Source organism: Pseudomonas sp. NMI760_13, assembly GCF_021283245.1.
GTDB classification, from domain to species: Bacteria; Pseudomonadota; Gammaproteobacteria; order Pseudomonadales; family Pseudomonadaceae; genus Aquipseudomonas; species Aquipseudomonas peradeniyensis.
The window spans coordinates 1-15841 of the sequence record NZ_JAJSRC010000020.1 but is presented as its reverse complement, the minus strand read 5'-3'; the positions used below and the strand labels follow the sequence as shown (position 1 = coordinate 15841).

At 64.9% G+C, this 15841-nt stretch carries 18 protein-coding genes; 11 read left to right on the top strand and 7 right to left on the bottom strand.

The window, feature by feature from the left end; translation table 11 throughout:
• Window positions 1-29: 29 nt before the first annotated feature.
• The gene (locus tag LU671_RS19305) at window positions 30-329 is read right to left on the bottom strand and encodes a hypothetical protein (RefSeq protein WP_186713780.1); all 300 of its coding nucleotides are present in this window, start codon (window positions 327-329) and stop codon (window positions 30-32) included.
• Window positions 330-849: 520 nt separating this feature from the next.
• Between LU671_RS19305 and urtA the strand changes: the two genes are divergently transcribed.
• The 7 genes from urtA (at window position 850) to LU671_RS19270 (ending at window position 7585) form a co-directional block, all read left to right on the top strand.
• Window positions 850-2115, top strand: coding sequence for an urea ABC transporter substrate-binding protein (gene urtA, locus LU671_RS19300; RefSeq protein ID WP_232856583.1), 1266 nt, complete (start codon window positions 850-852; stop codon window positions 2113-2115).
• Window positions 2116-2244: 129 nt separating this feature from the next.
• Window positions 2245-3732 (top strand): urea ABC transporter permease subunit UrtB, encoded by a 1488-nt coding sequence (gene urtB / locus LU671_RS19295; protein ID WP_232856582.1) that lies wholly within the window; start codon window positions 2245-2247, stop codon window positions 3730-3732.
• A complete protein-coding gene (gene urtC, locus LU671_RS19290) occupies window positions 3732-4811 on the top strand; it encodes an urea ABC transporter permease subunit UrtC (RefSeq protein WP_203648126.1) in 1080 nt (359 codons plus the stop codon). The genes urtB and urtC overlap by 1 nt, the downstream gene beginning before the upstream one ends.
• On the top strand, window positions 4808-5665 hold the full coding sequence (gene urtD, locus LU671_RS19285) for an urea ABC transporter ATP-binding protein UrtD (RefSeq protein WP_232856581.1): 858 nt from the start codon (window positions 4808-4810) through the stop codon (window positions 5663-5665). The genes urtC and urtD overlap by 4 nt, the downstream gene beginning before the upstream one ends.
• A gap of 126 nt (window positions 5666-5791) precedes the next feature.
• Entirely contained in the window at window positions 5792-6490 is a 699-nt protein-coding gene (gene urtE, locus LU671_RS19280; RefSeq protein ID WP_232856580.1) for an urea ABC transporter ATP-binding subunit UrtE, read from the top strand.
• A 31-nt stretch (window positions 6491-6521) separates the two neighbouring features.
• The gene (locus LU671_RS19275) at window positions 6522-7046 is read left to right on the top strand and encodes a GNAT family N-acetyltransferase (protein ID WP_232856579.1); all 525 of its coding nucleotides are present in this window, start codon (window positions 6522-6524) and stop codon (window positions 7044-7046) included.
• A gap of 5 nt (window positions 7047-7051) precedes the next feature.
• Complete coding sequence (locus tag LU671_RS19270; protein ID WP_232856578.1) at window positions 7052-7585, top strand: GNAT family N-acetyltransferase; 534 nt, start codon at window positions 7052-7054, stop codon at window positions 7583-7585.
• A gap of 110 nt (window positions 7586-7695) precedes the next feature.
• Here the strand turns inward: LU671_RS19270 and LU671_RS19265 are convergent, their stop codons facing one another.
• Together LU671_RS19265 and cbpA are read right to left on the bottom strand one after the other, a co-directional pair.
• On the bottom strand, window positions 7696-8001 hold the full coding sequence (locus tag LU671_RS19265) for a chaperone modulator CbpM (protein WP_011535907.1): 306 nt from the start codon (window positions 7999-8001) through the stop codon (window positions 7696-7698).
• A 2-nt stretch (window positions 8002-8003) separates the two neighbouring features.
• A complete protein-coding gene (cbpA, locus tag LU671_RS19260; RefSeq protein WP_232856577.1) occupies window positions 8004-8969 on the bottom strand; it encodes a curved DNA-binding protein in 966 nt (321 codons plus the stop codon).
• Between the two features lie 163 nt (window positions 8970-9132).
• Here cbpA and LU671_RS19255 point away from each other — a divergent pair, with 163 nt between their 5' ends.
• Window positions 9133-10404: an Hsp70 family protein gene (locus LU671_RS19255; RefSeq protein ID WP_232856576.1), complete on the top strand. Its 1272-nt coding sequence runs from the start codon at window positions 9133-9135 to the stop codon at window positions 10402-10404.
• Between the two features lie 122 nt (window positions 10405-10526).
• On the opposite strand, the gene LU671_RS19250 is transcribed toward LU671_RS19255, so the two are convergent.
• From LU671_RS19250 to LU671_RS19240, 3 genes are all read right to left on the bottom strand, one after another.
• Window positions 10527-11534 carry an AI-2E family transporter gene (locus LU671_RS19250; protein ID WP_110734957.1) on the bottom strand — a complete coding sequence of 336 codons (1008 nt, stop codon included), beginning with the start codon at window positions 11532-11534 and terminating at the stop codon, window positions 10527-10529.
• A 70-nt stretch (window positions 11535-11604) separates the two neighbouring features.
• Window positions 11605-11889, bottom strand: coding sequence for a PsiF family protein (locus tag LU671_RS19245; RefSeq protein ID WP_232856575.1), 285 nt, complete (start codon window positions 11887-11889; stop codon window positions 11605-11607).
• 64 nt (window positions 11890-11953) lie between these two features.
• Window positions 11954-12742, bottom strand: coding sequence for an AraC family transcriptional regulator (locus LU671_RS19240; protein ID WP_232856574.1), 789 nt, complete (start codon window positions 12740-12742; stop codon window positions 11954-11956).
• 128 nt (window positions 12743-12870) lie between these two features.
• On the opposite strand from LU671_RS19240, the gene LU671_RS19235 reads away from it, so the two are divergent.
• Window positions 12871-13743 (top strand): DMT family transporter, encoded by an 873-nt coding sequence (locus tag LU671_RS19235; RefSeq protein WP_203648136.1) that lies wholly within the window; start codon window positions 12871-12873, stop codon window positions 13741-13743.
• Between the two features lie 118 nt (window positions 13744-13861).
• On the opposite strand, the gene LU671_RS19230 is transcribed toward LU671_RS19235, so the two are convergent.
• Window positions 13862-14752, bottom strand: coding sequence for a lipase family alpha/beta hydrolase (locus tag LU671_RS19230; RefSeq protein ID WP_232856573.1), 891 nt, complete (start codon window positions 14750-14752; stop codon window positions 13862-13864).
• 124 nt (window positions 14753-14876) lie between these two features.
• Here LU671_RS19230 and osmE point away from each other — a divergent pair, with 124 nt between their 5' ends.
• Together osmE and LU671_RS19220 are read left to right on the top strand one after the other, a co-directional pair.
• Window positions 14877-15218, top strand: a complete 342-nt coding sequence (osmE, locus tag LU671_RS19225) for an osmotically-inducible lipoprotein OsmE (protein ID WP_028688233.1) — start codon at window positions 14877-14879, stop codon at window positions 15216-15218.
• A gap of 6 nt (window positions 15219-15224) precedes the next feature.
• Window positions 15225-15782, top strand: a complete 558-nt coding sequence (locus LU671_RS19220; protein WP_186713793.1) for a ferritin-like domain-containing protein — start codon at window positions 15225-15227, stop codon at window positions 15780-15782.
• Window positions 15783-15841 lie beyond the last annotated feature (59 nt).

The following is a 15841-nucleotide window of genomic DNA, read 5'->3' as shown; positions in this document are numbered from 1 at the left end:
GGCACAAGGGCTGCAAAGCAGCCCCAGGGCTAACCCTGCTCCAACCCCTCAAGCACCGCCTCGGCCAGCGCCAAACCTTTCTCCAGCGAGTTCTCCGTCGCCGTCAGCAAACTGCGCAACGGCTCTCCCGCCTTCTCCAATGCGGCAGCATTGGTCTCATACGCCGCCTTCAACGCCGCCACGGCGCACACCAGCGCATCCTCGCTATCAACGCCAGCACGTACCGAGAGAATCGGATCATGGGCGTGATTGCAGGTGCCGAAGTGGGAACAAGCGGTGACGGGACGTGATTTGCGGGGACTGTGGTTGACCAGCGATTCCTGGTTCATGGCTGCACCTCTCGATGAAAGGTGGCGATCTCGACAAATGCGAACGGTGGATCTGGAACGATCTTCTTGAGCATGGTGCATCTCCTTGCAGCTCTCTCTTTTAGAAGCTCCGCGCCCATACGCCAGGATGGGTGAGCGAAGCCGTGCGAGGTTGGCGTGCCGGCAGAGAGAACCGGTGAGCCCGAAGGCTCCCCCACACGACTCCGCCCATAACGGGTGCAGCCATGCAGAACACCGCCGCAAGGTGCGCCAGTGCTCGATCTCTCTGAATACGGGACGCCAATCCCGAACCGCAGAAACTACTGCGGTGCGGCACGGTACTCAAGTACCGCTTATGTGTCAAAAGTGTTCATCGCCCCCGGCCCCAATCCTGTGCAGGCCCAACCTGCAAGCACCATCCTGGCCCCTCCCTACGCCCCGATTCGTCGCACAACCGCTCTATCACGCACTTTCCATCGCTCGGCACAGCCTTTGCACTCTCCGACCTGGCCAACACCCACCATCACATCGGAGTGAGCACATGAAGCGACGCAGTCTGATCAAGGCCTTCACCCTCAGCGCATCGATCGCCGCGATGGGCCTGAGCTGGAGCATCCAGGCCGCCGAGACCATCAAGGTCGGCATCCTGCATTCGCTGTCGGGGACCATGGCGATTTCCGAGACTTCGCTCAAGGACATGGCGCTGATGACCATCGACGAGATCAACGCCAAGGGCGGGGTCAACGGCAAGCAGCTTGAGGCGGTGGTGGTGGACCCGGCGTCCAACTGGCCGCTGTTCGCCGAGAAGAGCCGCCAGTTGCTGACCCAGGACAAGGTGGCGGTGGTGTTCGGCTGCTGGACCTCGGTGTCGCGCAAGTCGGTGCTGCCGGTGTTCGAGGAGCTCAACGGCCTGCTGTTCTACCCGGTGCAGTACGAGGGTGAGGAGATGTCGCCGAACGTGTTCTACACCGGCGCTGCGCCCAACCAGCAGGCGATCCCGGCGGTGGAATACCTGATGAGCGAGGACGGCGGCAGCGCCAAGCGCTTCTTCCTGCTGGGCACCGACTACGTCTACCCGCGCACCACCAACAAGATCCTGCGCGCCTTCCTGCACAGCAAGGGCGTGGCCGACAAGGACATCGAAGAGGTCTACACGCCGTTCGGTCACGCCGATTACCAGACCATCGTCGCCAACATCAAGAAGTTCTCGGCTGGCGGCAAGACGGCGGTCATTTCCACGGTCAACGGCGACTCCAACGTGCCGTTCTACAAGGAGCTGGCCAACCAGGGGCTGAAGGCCACCGACGTGCCGGTGGTGGCGTTCTCGGTGGGTGAAGAGGAGCTGCGCGGCATCGACACCAAGCCGCTGGTGGGCCACCTGGCGGCGTGGAACTACTTCGAGTCTGTGGATAACCCGGTGAACCAGAAGTTCGTCGCCAACTGGAAGGCCTACGCCAAGGCCAAGGGCCTGCCGGGGGCCGACAAGGCGGTGACCAACGACCCGATGGAAGCCACCTACGTGGGCATCCACATGTGGGCGCAGGCGGCGCAGAAGGCCGGCAGCACCGATGTGGACAAGGTGCGCGAGGCGCTGGCCGGGCAGAGCTTCAAGGCGCCGTCGGGCTTCACCCTGACCATGGACAAGAGCAACCACCACCTGCACAAGCCGGTGATGATCGGCGAGATCCAGGATGACGGGCAGTTCAGTGTGGTGTGGCAGACCGAGGAGCCGCTGCGGGCGCAGCCTTGGAGCCCGTTCATTCCGGGGAATGACAAGCGGCCGGACTATGCAGTGAAGGGCAACTGACGCTATCGCGGGGCAAGCCCGCTCCCACGCCGATCTCGTCAGCTAGCAGATCTCGTCAGCTAATGGTGGGTGGCGTGGGAGCTGGCTTGCCCCGCGATGAATCCACCGCAGATTTCCAGGATTGCCCGCATGATCAGACTCCTGCTCACACTACTGCTGCTATTGCCCCTGGCCACCCAAGCCAGCGAGGGCGAATTCTTTCTCAGCGCCAAACCCGCCGAGCAAGCCCGCCTGCTCGAAACCTGGGCCGCGCAACCTGATGCCGCCCGCCTGCCGCTGCTGGACAACCTGCGCCAGGGCCGCATCGCCGAAAACGACACCCGCAAACTGCGCCTGAACAACCGCCTGCGCGGCCTGATCAACAACGCCCTGGCCAGCCATCAACTGCTCAGCGACCAAGCCAACGTGCGCCTGGCCGCCGCCCAGCAACTGCAGAAAACCGCGCAACCCGCGCAAATGGCCTTCCTCGACCGCCGCTTCGCCAGCGAACCGGACGCCGCCGTGCACGCGGCCCTGGGCCTGGCCCTGGCCAACCTGCAACTGGGCGCCAGCGAGCCCGCGGTACGCCTGGCAGCCGTGCGTCTGCTCGGTGAAACCGGCGACCCGCTGGCCCGCACCCGCCTCGAAGCCCTTCTGCAACCCGACGCGGAAACCGACGCCGCCGTACGCACCGCCGCCGAAACCAGCCTGGCACAGGTGCAGCGCAAGCTGCTGGTCGGTGAATTGCTCGGCCAGGCCTTCAGCGGCCTGTCACTGGGCTCGATCCTGCTGCTGGCGGCGCTGGGCCTGGCGATCACTTTCGGCCTGTTGGGGGTGATCAACATGGCCCACGGCGAAATGCTGATGCTCGGCGCCTACAGCACCTACATGGTCCAGGTACTGCTGCAACGCTATGCCCCGGGCGCCATCGAGTTCTATCCGCTGATCGCCCTGCCGGTGGCCTTCTCCGTCAGCGCGGGCGTCGGCATGGCCCTGGAGCGCACCGTGATCCGCCACCTATATGGCCGGCCGCTGGAAACCCTGCTGGCGACATGGGGCATCAGCCTGATCCTGATCCAGGCCGTGCGGCTGATCTTCGGCGCGCAGAACGTCGAGGTGAGCAACCCGGCCTGGTTGTCCGGCGGCATCCAGGTGCTGCCCAACCTGGTGCTGCCGTACAACCGCCTGGTGATCATCGGCTTCGCCCTGGCGGTGGTGCTGCTCACCTGGTTGCTGCTCAACCGCACGCGGCTGGGCCTGAACGTGCGCGCCGTCACCCAGAACCGCAACATGGCGGCCTGCTGCGGGGTGTCCACCGGGCGCGTCGACATGCTCGCCTTCGGCCTCGGCTCCGGCATCGCCGGGCTTGGCGGCGTGGCCCTGAGCCAGGTCGGCAACGTGGGGCCGGACCTGGGCCAGAGCTACATCATCGACTCGTTCCTGGTGGTGGTGCTCGGCGGCGTCGGCCAACTGGCCGGCAGCCTGTGGGCGGCCTTCGGGCTGGGTATCGCCAACAAACTGCTGGAGCCGCAGATCGGTGCGGTGCTGGGCAAGATCCTCATCCTTGCGCTGATCATTCTGTTCATCCAGAAGCGCCCGCAAGGCCTGTTCGCCCTCAAGGGACGGGTAATCGACTGATGAACCAGCCATTGATTGTCACTGCCACGCGCAAGGCCGGCACCCGGGTGTCGCTGGCCGTCGGCGCCGTTGTCGTCCTGGTGCTGCTGGCCCTGCCGCTGCTGTCGCTGCTGCCCGACGGGCACTCCTTGCAGGTCTCGGCCTATACCCTGACCTTGGTCGGCAAGATCCTCTGCTACGCCATCGTCGCCCTGGCCCTGGACCTTGTGTGGGGCTATGCCGGGCTGCTGTCGCTGGGCCACGGCCTGTTCTTCGCCCTGGGCGGCTATGCCATGGGCATGTACCTGATGCGCCAGGCGGCCGGCGATGGGCTGCCGGGGTTCATGACCTTCCTGTCGTGGAGCGAGCTGCCCTGGTACTGGGCCGGCACCCAGTATTTCGCCTGGGCGCTGTGCCTGGTGGTGCTGGCGCCGGGGTTGCTGGCGCTGGTGTTCGGCTTCTTCGCCTTCCGCTCGCGGATCAAGGGCGTGTACTTCTCGATCATGACCCAAGCCCTGACCTTCGCCGGCATGCTGCTCTTCTTCCGCAACGAGACCGGTTTTGGCGGCAACAACGGCTTCACCAATTTCCGCACCATCCTAGGTTTCGACATCACCGCCCAGGGCACCCGGGCCGCGCTGTTCCTGCTCACGGTCGGCCTGCTGCTGGGCAGCCTGTTCCTGTGCTGGCGCCTGACCCAGAGCAAGTTCGGTCGCCTGCTCACCGCCGTACGCGATGCGGAAAACCGCCTGATGTTCTGCGGTTACGACCCACGCGGCTTCAAGCTGCTGGTGTGGGTGCTCAGCGCCGTGCTGTGCGGCCTGGCCGGGGCGCTGTATGTGCCGCAAGTGGGCATCATCAACCCCAGCGAAATGTCGCCGACCAACTCCATCGAGGCCGCCGTGTGGGTAGCCCTGGGAGGGCGCGGCACGCTGATCGGACCGCTGCTTGGCGCCGGCCTGGTCAATGGCATGAAGAGCTGGTTCACCGTGGCGTTCCCCGAGTACTGGCTGTTCTTCCTCGGTGCGCTGTTCATCCTCGTCACCCTGTACCTGCCCAAGGGCGTGGTCGGCCTTGTGAAGAAAAGGAGCCAGCCATGAGAAGCGTGCCCCCGGTGCATCCGGAATTCATGCTGGAACCGATATTCGACCAGATCGGCAGCGGTCGCGAGGCCATTGGCCTCGGTCGGCGCCGCGAGGCCGGGCTCGACACCCGCCACGGCACGGTGCTGAGCCTGGAGGGCATCAGCGTCAGCTTCGATGGCTTCAAGGCGCTCAACGACCTGAACCTGTACATCGGCGTCGGCGAGCTGCGCTGCATCATCGGCCCCAACGGCGCCGGCAAGACCACCATGATGGATGTGATCACCGGCAAGACTCGGCCCGACACAGGTACCGCGTTTTTCGGCGACACCCTCGACCTGACCCGCATGAGCGAGTGCCAGATAGCTCAGGCCGGCATTGGCCGCAAGTTCCAGAAGCCCACGGTGTTCGAGGCGCTGACGGTATTCGAGAACCTGGAGCTGGCGCTCAAGGCCGACAAGTCGGTGTGGGCTAGCCTGGTGGCACGGTTGTCCGGCGAACAGCGCCAGCGCATCGAGGAAGTCCTGGCCACCCTGCGCCTGCTGCCCCTGGCCCAGCGCCAGGCGGGGTTGTTGTCCCATGGGCAGAAACAGTTCCTGGAGATCGGCATGCTGCTGGTGCAGGAGCCGAGGTTGCTGCTGCTCGACGAGCCGGTGGCGGGGATGACCGATGCCGAGACCGAATTCACCGCCGAGCTGTTTCGTTCGTTGGCGGGTCGGCATTCGCTGATGGTGGTGGAGCATGACATGGGCTTCGTCGGCAGCATCGCCGACCATGTGACGGTGCTGCACCAGGGCAGCGTGCTGGCGGAAGGGTCGCTGGCGCAGGTGCAGGAGGATGAGCGGGTGGTCGAGGTGTATCTCGGTAGATAGGCCTGCGAGGGTTGCGTGGGAGCGGGCTTGCCCCGCGATGGCGCCAGCCCGGCCAACATCACTTCCAGGCCTGACGCCATCGCGGGGCAAGCCCGCTCCCACGCTCAAATCAAACAAGGGCACAACATGCTGAAAATCGACACCCTGCACCAATACTACGGCGGCAGCCACATCCTGCGCGGCCTGTCCTTCGAGGCCAAGGTCGGCGAGGTCACCTGCCTGCTGGGCCGCAACGGCGTGGGCAAGACCACCCTGCTGCGCTGCCTGATGGGCCTGCTGCCGGCCCGCGAGGGCCGCATGGAATGGGAAGGCAAACCGATCACCACGCTCAAGCCCCAGCAAAGGGTCCACGCCGGCATCGCCTACGTGCCCCAGGGCCGCGAGATCTTCCCGCGCCTGAGCGTCGAGGAAAACCTGCTGATGGGCCTGTCGCGCTTCCCCGCCCGCGAGGCACGTGAAGTGCCGGCCTTCATCTACGAACTGTTCCCGGTGCTGGAGCAGATGAAACAACGCCGTGGCGGCGACCTCTCCGGTGGCCAGCAGCAACAGCTGGCCATCGGCCGTGCCCTGGCCAGCCGCCCTCGCCTGCTGATCCTCGACGAGCCCACCGAAGGCATCCAGCCGTCGGTGATCAAGGAGATCGGCGCGGTGATCCGCAAGCTCGCCGACCGGGGCGACATGGCCATCCTGCTGGTGGAACAATTCTACGACTTCGCCGAGGAGCTGGCCGACCAGTATTTGGTCATGGCCCGCGGCGAAATCGTCCAGCGCGGCCGGGGTGAAAACATGCAGGCCGAAGGTGTGCGCGGCCTGGTTACCATTTAATCTGCAACCACTTCCCTTGCGAGACGCTGTCATGAGTTACCAGATCCGCGACGCCCTGATCAACGACGTGCCGGGCATCCTCGACATCTACAACGACGCCGTGGCCAACACCACGGCGATCTGGAACGAAACCCCGGTTGACCTGGGCAACCGCCTGACCTGGTTCGAGGCCCGCGCGCAGCAGGGCTACCCGATCCTGGTGGCGGTGGACGACAGCGGCGTGCTGGGCTATGCCTCATTTGGCGACTGGCGGCCGTTCGAGGGTTTCCGGCATACCGTCGAGCACTCGGTGTACGTGCGTGGCGACCAACGCGGCAAGGGCCTGGGCCCCGTCCTGATGGAAGCGCTGATCGAACGGGCGCGCCTTTGCGACAAACATGTGATGGTCGCTGCCATCGAGAGCGGCAATGCCGCATCGATCCGCCTGCACGAACGCCTGGGCTTCAGCATCACCGGGCAGATGCCGCAGGTGGGGGTGAAGTTTGGGCGCTGGCTGGACCTGACCTTCATGCAGCTTTACCTGGATGGCAACACCCTTCCCCCTTCAAGGAACTGAAGCCCATGAATACAGCCCAGCTGCACCGCGTCACCCACGAAGGCCTGGCGTACTACCGCGACGGGCTGGTGGCCCTTTTACTCGATGCGGTGCGACAGGGCGCGTCGGTGGGGTTTCTGGCCGATATCAACGAGCAGCAGGCCAAGGCCTACTTCGATGAGGTGAAGGCAAAGCTGGTCGGTGGCGAGCAACTGCTCTGGGTCATTGCCCAGGGGCAGGAAGTGCTGGGTAGTGTGCAGCTGGGGTTGTGCCTGAAGCCCAATGGGCTGAACCGGGGCGAAGTGCAGAAGTTGCTGGTGCACAGCGATGCAAGGCGGCGTGGGTTGGGGCAGCAGTTGATGGGGGTGCTGGAGGCTGATGCGCGGCGGATCGGGCGGGGGATGTTGTTTCTCGATACCGAGGCGGGGTCTGGGGCGGAGGCGTTCTATCGAGCGCTGGGGTACAGCAAGGCGGGGGAGATTCCGGATTATGCCTGCGGGCCGGAGGGGGTTTACCGGGCGACAGCGCTGTACTTCAAAGTGATTGCGAAAGCTTCGTGAAGTTGGGGGCGCTCTGCGCCCCTTTCGCGGCACAAGGCCGCTCCTACAGGCGAGCGCGATCCCTTGTAGGAGCGGCCTTGTGCCGCGAAAGGGCTGCGCAGCAGCCCCAGCTACATTTGGGTAAACCTGCCCAACCGCTGCTTCAACATGCTGTTCTCGCTACGCAACTGCTGCACCTCTTCCAGCAATTCCAGCGCCAGCGCCACCCCTTCCCACTCCAACTCAAGCTCCTGATGCAGCTTCACCGCGCGCTTCAACGTCACCGGCGCGCGGTCATCGAACACCCACTCTTCGGGCGTTCGCCCCGACGGTTCGACAATGCCGTGCTCGACGATCTCGATCACCCAGTCGGCCGACACATCGGCTTCCTGGCACAGGGTACGCATGTCCAGTTGAACGATCAGGGTGCTGCTCATGATCACTTACTCCATTGAGTCCTCGGATTGAACGCGGCTTTCTCGGAGAGCTGGGTCCACAATGCGCGAGCTGCGTCATCGGACTGGGCGGGCATGACCACCTTGAGCTGGGCGTACAGGTCGCCGCGCTCGCCCTGCTTGTTCAAAAGGCCCATGCCCTTGACCCGCAAGCGCTGGCCGCTCTGGCTGTCGGGGCGGATGGTCAGGTTGATCTTGCCGGTCAGGGTCGGCACGGCCACCTTGGCGCCGAGCGCCGCTTCCCACGGTGCCAGCGGCACGGTGATGATCAGGTCATGGCCTTCGACATCGAACAGCGGGTGCGGTGCCATGCGGATGGTCAGGAACAGGTCGCCATTGGCGCCACCGCCCACGCCCGGCGCGCCCTGGCCCTTGAGCCGGATGCGCTCGCCGTCGGTCACCCCGGCAGGGATCTTCACGTTCAGCGTTTTCGTGGTGAAGCCGGTGCGCTGCCCGGCGCCGTTGGTCTGCGGCACCTGGAAGCTGATCTGCTTGGATTCCTTGTTCAGGGTCTCTTCGAGGAACACTGCAAGTTCAAGCTCCACGTCCTGCCCTCGCCTGCCGGCACTGCGTTGTTGCCGGCCACCGCCGCCACCGAAGGGGTTGCCGCCCCGGGCGCCGAAGATCGAGCTGAAGAAATCGGAGAAATCACCACCCTCGAAGCCACCGCCGCCGCCATTGCCGCCACGGGACTGCCAGCCGGGCGGTGCCTGGAACGGCCGACCATGCTGGCCGCCATACTTGCGAATTTCGTCGTACTCGGCGCGCTTGTCCTTGTCGCCAAGCACTTCGTAGGCCTCGTTGGCCTCCTTGAACTTGTCCTCGGCGTCACGCTCCTTGCTGACGTCGGGGTGATACTTGCGCGCGAGCTTGCGGTACGCGGCCTTGATCGCCTTCTCGTCCGCGCTCGTCTCGACGCCGAGTATCTTGTAATAGTCTTTGAAGTCCATCTATGGATCACCGATGTGAATGTACGTATTGCTACTGAAGATTGGGGTCAAGCATAGCCTTTCAAGGTTGATCCGGGGTTGCGCTATCGCAGACGACCGGTCTTGATTTAGCCGCAGACTGGCATAAACTGCGCGGCCGTTTTGCCTCCGGAAGCTCTCCCCCATGTCTGACGTATCCCCGGCCCGCGCCCTTGGCATCGACTTCGGCACCTCCAACTCCACGGTTGGCTGGCACCGCCCGGGCGTCGAATCGCTGATCGCCCTGGAAGACGGCAAGATCACCCTGCCGTCGGTGGTCTTCTTCAACATCGAGGAGCGTCGCCCGGTGTACGGTCGCCTGGCCCTGCACGAGTACCTGGAAGGCTACGAAGGCCGCCTGATGCGCTCGCTCAAGAGCCTGCTGGGCTCCAAGCTGATCAAGCACGACACCAGCGTGCTGGGCAGCGCCCTGCCGTTCAAGGACCTGCTGGGCATGTACATCGGCGAGCTGAAAAAGCGCGCCGAAGCCGATGCCGGCCGCGAGTTCGACCAGGTGGTGCTGGGCCGCCCGGTGTTCTTCGTCGACGAAGACCCGGCCGCCGACCAGGAGGCCGAGGACACCCTGGCGGAGGTTGCGCGCAAGATCGGCTTCAAGGATGTGTCGTTCCAGTACGAGCCCATCGCCGCGGCGTTCGACTACGAGTCGGGCATCAGCCGTGAAGAGCTGGTACTGATTGTCGATATCGGCGGTGGTACCTCGGACTTTACCCTGATCCGCCTGTCACCGGAGCGCCACCAGGTGGCCGAGCGCCAGGACGACATCCTCGCCACCGGCGGCGTGCACATCGGCGGTACCGACTTCGACAAGCAGCTGAGCCTGCAGGGCGTGATGCCGCTGTTCGGCTACGGCAGCCGGATGAAGAGCGGTGCGCTGATGCCCACCAGCTACCACCTCAACCTGGCCACCTGGCACACCATCAACGCCCTGTACTCGCAGAAATCGCAGCTGGCCCTGGGCAACATGCGCTACGACATCGAGGACACCCTCGGCATCGACCGCCTGTTCAACCTGATCGAACAGCGCGCCGGGCACTGGCTGGCGATGGAAGTGGAGGCCAGCAAGATCGAGCTGACCGACCGTGACAGCCGCTGCATCGACTTTGGCCGCATCGAGCCGGAGCTGTCGGCCGAGTTGACCCGGGCGCTGTTCGAAGACGCCATCGGCGGGCTGCTGGAGCGGGTGCGCGGCAGCGTGAGCGAATTGCTGGCCAAGGCCGGCGTCAGCGAGGGGCAGGTGGACACGGTGTTCTTCACCGGTGGTTCCAGCGGCATTCCGGCGCTGCGCAACAGCGTGGCGGCGATGCTGCCCAATGCGCGGCATGTGGAAGGCAATATCTTCGGCAGCATCGGTAGCGGCTTGGCAATCGAGGCACGCAAGCGTTACGGCGCGGCCTGAGCCATCCTGGGGCCGCGTTGCGCGCCCTTTCGCGGCACAAGGCCGCTCCTACAGGGGGACGCGCTCTTCTGTAGGAGCGGCCTTGTGCCGCGAAAGGGCTGCAACGCAGCCCCAGCAATTTGTCAAACCAACTCCGCCCGCTTCAACTCACTCTTCAGGTAGGCGTAATAAATCGGCCCCGCCACCACCCCCGGCAGCCCGAACGCCGCCTCGAACACCAGCATCGCCAGCAGCAGCTCCCAGGCCTTGGCACTGATCTGCCCGCCGACGATCCGCGCGTTGAGGAAGTACTCGACCTTGTGGATCACGATCAGGTACCCCAGCGCCGCCATCGCCACCCAGATCGACAGCGACAACCCGACGATGGTGATCAGGGTGTTGGACATCAGGTTGCCGATCACCGGCAGCAGCCCGAGCAGGAAGGTGAGCACGATCAGCGTCTTGGTCAACGGCAGGTGCACGCCGAACAGCGGCAGCACCACGGCCAGGAAGATGCCGGTGAAGACGGTGTTGAGCAGCGAGATCTTGATCTGCGCGAAAACGATGTTGCGAAACGCCTGCACCAGAAGGCTCAGGCGTTCGAACAGCGCCGCCGCCAGGGGCTTGCGCCGGGAGATGTCGGGGATGCGCTGCAGGGCGACGATGGCGCCGAGGATCATGCCGATCAGCAGGGTCACGAACATGTGCGCCATGCCCTTGCCCACCAGTTGCAGGTCGCTCAGGTGGCTCTTGATCCAGTCGCCGATGGCCACCTTGAACTCGGCGGCGCTGGCCGGCAGGTAGGCTTCGATGAACGGCGGCAACTGGCCACGGGCGCGCTCGACCAGGCCCATGAACTTGTCCAGCGAGGCGCCGGGATTCTCGGCCTCGTGCAGCAGGAAACTGAAGGCGCCGGCGATCAGCAACGTCAGCGTGCTCACCACCAGGGTGCCGAGCAGCGCCACCGCCAGCCAGCGTGCGCGCTGCCCGGCGATCAGCGGTTGCAGGCGCGGGGTGAGCATGTTGACCAGCTCGTAGACCAGCAGGCCGGCCAGCAGGCTCGGCAGCAGCTTCAGCGGCAGCGCCAGCAACAGGCCCGCCATGACGATGATCCAGCTGGCCAGGGTGACCTGGCGGGGAGTGAAAGTCATACAGCCTCAACGGCAGACAGCGGAAAGTCCCGCAGTCTGCCAGCCTTCACGGCAGAGGCATAGGCGCAGGTCATTTCTTCTTCAGGCAGTCACTCATGAAGGTCTTGCGTTCATCGCCCTTGAGCGCCTTGGTGCTGGCGTCGGCGTTGCAGGTCTTCATCTTCTCCTGCTGGGTCTGCGGCACATCCTTTTTCAGGCAGGTGCTCATGAACGCCTTGCGCTCATCGCCCTTGAGCGCCTTGGTGGTGGCGTCGGCATTGCAGGTCTTCATCTTTTCCTGTTGCGCGGTGGCGGCGAACCCTTGGCCCGCGATCAACAGGCCCAATACCAGCAGGGGTACGTGCAGCAGCTTCATGGAGTGGTCTCCTTGCCTGCGCGCCGGATGCGCGCTCGTCGCAGCTGAGTGTAGACAAGAATTCTTACATCTCTGTCCGCGCCCGCCGCCGGTACTGCTCCGGGGTGCAATTGGCCTGGCGCTGGAACATGGCGATGAAGGCCGAAGCGCTGCTGTAGCCGAGGTCGAAGGCGATGGCCTGGATCGGCGTGCCCGCCTCGAGCGCCTCGATGGCCCGCAGAAAGCGCAGGCGCAAGCGCCATTCGCCGAAGCTCATGCCCAGCTCGCGCAGGAACTGCCGGGCCAGGGTGCGCTCGCTGACATGCACCTGCCCGGCCCAATGGCCGAGCGGACGGTTGTCGCCAGGCTCCGCGTGCAACGCCTCGAGCACCTGGCGCAGGCTGTCGCCGCGGGCGAACGGCAGGTAGCAGGTCTGCGTCGGTGCCAGGTGCAACTGGTCGATCAATACCTGGATCAGGCGCTGGTCGCGCTCGTCCTGGGCGATGTGCAAGTCGCGGCGGGCGAAGTCGCCGAGGATCGCCTTGAGGATATCGCTGATCACCAGGCTGCAGGGCTGGTCCGGCAACTCGGCACACAGGCTGCGCTCCAGGTAGACCGAGCGGTAGATGATGGCCTGGGGGTTGTAGCAGCCGTGCTCGGTGTCCGGCGGCACCCAGACGGCGTAGTGCGGGGGCGAGATGAAGCGCTGGCCCTCGACGTCCAGGTGCATCAGGCCATGGGAGGCGTAGTTGAGCTGGCCCCAGGGGTGACGGTGCGGCGGGCTGTGGGTATCGGCGCCGAATTCGTCGTAGCGGAAGTACACCGGGGCGGGGAGCCGGTCGAATTGCGGAATGTCGAGGTACTTGCGGGTCATGCTGTCTGCTTCGCGGGGCGAGTTGTCTGGATGGAAGTATAGGCATTTGAACAGACAAGCGATAATGGCCGCCACGTGGGAGCGGGCTTGCCTCGCTCCCACGGGTCAACCGCAACTCGAGAATCATCATGAACTACCTCTTCCCCCTCATCGCCATCCTCATCTGGGCCGGCAACACCGTGGTCACCAAGATGTCCGCCGGGGCCATCTTCCCCGCCGAGATCGGCTTCTACCGCTGGCTGCTGGCCGGCCTGCTGTTCACCCCTTTCCTGCTGCCGCAAGTCTGGCGCAACCGCGCGGCCATCCGCCCGCACCTGGGCAAGATCTTCGTGCTGGGCGTGCTGGGCATGGCCATCTACCAGAGCCTGGCGTACTTCGCCGCCGCCATTACCAGCGCCACCAACATGGGCATCATCCTCTCGTTGATGCCGTTGATGTCGCTGGCCCTTTCCATCGCCTGGCTCGGCCAGCGTCTGACCTACGGCGCGCTACTGGGCGCGCTGGTGTCGTTCTTCGGCGTGCTGGAGGTGGTCTCAGCCGGGCAACCCGGCGTGCTGCTGCACCAGGGGCTGAACGCTGGCGACCTGATGATGCTGGTGGCCACCCTCGCCTATGCGCTGTACAGCTTCCTGCTGAAGAAATGGCAACTGCGCCTGCCGCCGCTGCAACTGCTGTACCTGCAGGTGCTGGTGGCGATCCTGGTGTTGCTGCCGCTGTTCCTGCTGTCGCCCAAGACCGGGTTGAACGGCCACAACATTGGCCTGGTGCTGTATGCCGGCCTGTTGGCCTCGATGGTCGCGCCGCGGGTGTGGATGCAGGCGGTGCATCGCCTGGGGCCGAGCCGGACCACGCTGTTCTTCAACCTGCTGCCGGTGGTGACGGCGGTGATCGCGGCAGTGGTGCTGAATGAGCAGTTGGCCAGTTATCACCTGGTTGGCGGTGTGCTGACATTAGTCGGCGTGCTGTTGGCCGAGCGTTGGACCACGCCTGTGCGGCGTTGACAGATGGGAGCGCTTTGCGCTCCTTTCGCGGCACAAGGCCGCTCCTACAGGGGGATTGCGTTCGTCTGTAGGAGCGGCCTTGTGCCGCGAAAGGGCTGCGAGGCAGCCCCCGGGTTCGTCACAACCCAGCAGCCTTGAGCCGGGCGGCATGCTCGGTAAACAGTCGCACCGGCTCGGCACCCTTGCCCACCGCGCCCAGCGACTGGTTGACGATATCCAGGTGATCAAGCGGATAGTCGTCACCGATCACCTGCCCCAGGTGCGAGCTGAAGCGCCCGACCATGCCGTCGCATTGCCCCTTCTCCCGGACGAAACTGCGGGCGAACAGCCGGCAAAATCGGTTGCTGCCGTCAAAACGGTTCAGGCCCTGGTCGGTACGCCCAGGCTGCAGGGTTCCGGACCATGAGTAATAGCGCACGCCGTTCACTTGCGGCGCCCCCTCGCCGCCCCAGACCTCGGGCAGCCCCTGTGGATAAGCCTGGTTGAACAGCGCCACCCCGGCACTGGTCAGCGACTGGTGCGAAGCATGCACGTCGATCGGCAGCGGATCGCGGCGCCAACCGGTCTCCAGCCAACCCAGCATCACAGCGAAGCCATGCAGCACGGCCTTGAGGATGCGCCCCCGGACAGAGTCACCAGGTGCCGTGCGTTCGAGATGGTCGGCCAGCTCCGAGCCCTGGTTGGGGCCGGCCACCGATGTCACCGAAGCCACCCGGTCAGGCCGCTTCGCCGCCGCATAACGGGCACTGAGCGCGCCCTGGCTATGGCCGATCAGGTTGACCTTGTCGGCCCCCGTGCGCTGGCAGACCTCCTCGATGATGCCGAGCAACTGCTCGCCCCGCACCTCGCTGGAATGCAGCGGCGACACCTGCACCGGGAACACCTGCGCGCCACCCCGACGCAATGCCGGCACGATGCCGAACCAGTAGGGATAGACCAGCGCCCGCACGAAGCCGAGCATGCCCGGCACCAGCACCAGTGGAAAACGCGTGGCCAGCTCCTGACTCATCACCCTTGCCCTCATCCGTGAACAGACCGGCCCACCCTACAGCGCCATCGGAGACAAGCGCAATCGAACTCCCGGCGCGCCGCGCGGTTCCAAGCAGAACAGACCCTGAGCAAGGAGCGGGACCATGTACAAGCGAACCCTGGCCATCCTTCTGGCAAGCGCGACCCTCGCCGCCTGCGGCAGCCGTCCGGAAAACCCGGTGGACTACGTCACCTACCGCGACGAGCCGCTGGTCAAGCAGGTCGAGCACGGCATGACCATGCAGAAGGTCATCGCCATCGGCGGCAGCCCGTCGAATGTCATCGACCTGCCCCACGGCGGCACCTGCAACGACTACATCCTCAACCGCGATGGCCACCAGCAACCCTACTACGTGCGCTTCGACGCCACCGGCCATGTCGACGCCAAGGGTTTCAAGACCTGCAAGCAACGCCAACAAGACAGCGACGCCGTGCACGGCGCATGACACCCCATGACCACCCTGATGCTTTCGGAGATGAACATGAGCGTTGAACTGACCGATGTGAAAACCCTGCGCGAACGTGCCCGCCAGCATGTCGAGCAAGGCGCGGTGACCGAGGGTTACCACGCCGATCGCGAGAAGATCCTGCGCCTGCTCAACGAGTCGCTGGCCACCGAGCTGGTCTGCGTCCTGCGCTACAAGCGTCACTACTTCATGGCCAGCGGCATCAAGGCCAGCGTCGCCGCCGCGGAGTTCCTCGAGCACGCCAACCAGGAAGCCGAGCACGCCGACAAGCTGGCCGAGCGCATCGTGCAGCTGGGCGGCGAGCCGGACTTCAATCCGGACAACCTGACGAAGAATTCCCACGCCCAGTACGTGGCGGGCAGTTCGTTGAAGGAGATGGTGCTGGAGGATCTGGTGGCCGAGCGCATCGCCATCGATAGCTACCGCGAGATCATCCAGTACATCGGCGACAAGGATCCGACCACCCGGCGCATCTTCGAGGACATCCTGGCGCAGGAGGAAGAGCACGCGGACGATATGTCCGATCTGTTGAAAGGCCTCTGATCCCAAGGTTTACGTGGGAGCGGGCTTGCCCCGCGATGGCGTTGATGCCATCGCGGGGC

What these genes read in the sequence shown, in the direction of transcription:
- urtA (WP_232856583.1), top strand. Translation starts at nt 850, where the DNA reads ATGAAGCGACGCAGTCTGATCAAGGCCTTCACCCTCAGCGCATCGATC.
- LU671_RS19270 (WP_232856578.1), top strand. Translation starts at nt 7,052, where the DNA reads ATGAATACAGCCCAGCTGCACCGCGTCACCCACGAAGGCCTGGCGTAC.
- osmE (WP_028688233.1), top strand. Translation starts at nt 14,877, where the DNA reads ATGTACAAGCGAACCCTGGCCATCCTTCTGGCAAGCGCGACCCTCGCC.
- LU671_RS19240 (WP_232856574.1), bottom strand. Translation starts at nt 12,742, where the DNA reads ATGACCCGCAAGTACCTCGACATTCCGCAATTCGACCGGCTCCCCGCC.
- cbpA (WP_232856577.1), bottom strand. Translation starts at nt 8,969, where the DNA reads ATGGACTTCAAAGACTATTACAAGATACTCGGCGTCGAGACGAGCGCG.
- urtE (WP_232856580.1), top strand. Translation starts at nt 5,792, where the DNA reads ATGCTGAAAATCGACACCCTGCACCAATACTACGGCGGCAGCCACATC.
- LU671_RS19255 (WP_232856576.1), top strand. Translation starts at nt 9,133, where the DNA reads ATGTCTGACGTATCCCCGGCCCGCGCCCTTGGCATCGACTTCGGCACC.
- LU671_RS19275 (WP_232856579.1), top strand. Translation starts at nt 6,522, where the DNA reads ATGAGTTACCAGATCCGCGACGCCCTGATCAACGACGTGCCGGGCATC.
- LU671_RS19305 (WP_186713780.1), bottom strand. Translation starts at nt 329, where the DNA reads ATGAACCAGGAATCGCTGGTCAACCACAGTCCCCGCAAATCACGTCCC.
- LU671_RS19245 (WP_232856575.1), bottom strand. Translation starts at nt 11,889, where the DNA reads ATGAAGCTGCTGCACGTACCCCTGCTGGTATTGGGCCTGTTGATCGCG.
- LU671_RS19220 (WP_186713793.1), top strand. Translation starts at nt 15,225, where the DNA reads ATGACCACCCTGATGCTTTCGGAGATGAACATGAGCGTTGAACTGACC.
- LU671_RS19230 (WP_232856573.1), bottom strand. Translation starts at nt 14,752, where the DNA reads ATGAGTCAGGAGCTGGCCACGCGTTTTCCACTGGTGCTGGTGCCGGGC.
- urtC (WP_203648126.1), top strand. Translation starts at nt 3,732, where the DNA reads ATGAACCAGCCATTGATTGTCACTGCCACGCGCAAGGCCGGCACCCGG.
- LU671_RS19235 (WP_203648136.1), top strand. Translation starts at nt 12,871, where the DNA reads ATGAACTACCTCTTCCCCCTCATCGCCATCCTCATCTGGGCCGGCAAC.
- urtD (WP_232856581.1), top strand. Translation starts at nt 4,808, where the DNA reads ATGAGAAGCGTGCCCCCGGTGCATCCGGAATTCATGCTGGAACCGATA.
- LU671_RS19250 (WP_110734957.1), bottom strand. Translation starts at nt 11,534, where the DNA reads ATGACTTTCACTCCCCGCCAGGTCACCCTGGCCAGCTGGATCATCGTC.
- LU671_RS19265 (WP_011535907.1), bottom strand. Translation starts at nt 8,001, where the DNA reads ATGAGCAGCACCCTGATCGTTCAACTGGACATGCGTACCCTGTGCCAG.
- urtB (WP_232856582.1), top strand. Translation starts at nt 2,245, where the DNA reads ATGATCAGACTCCTGCTCACACTACTGCTGCTATTGCCCCTGGCCACC.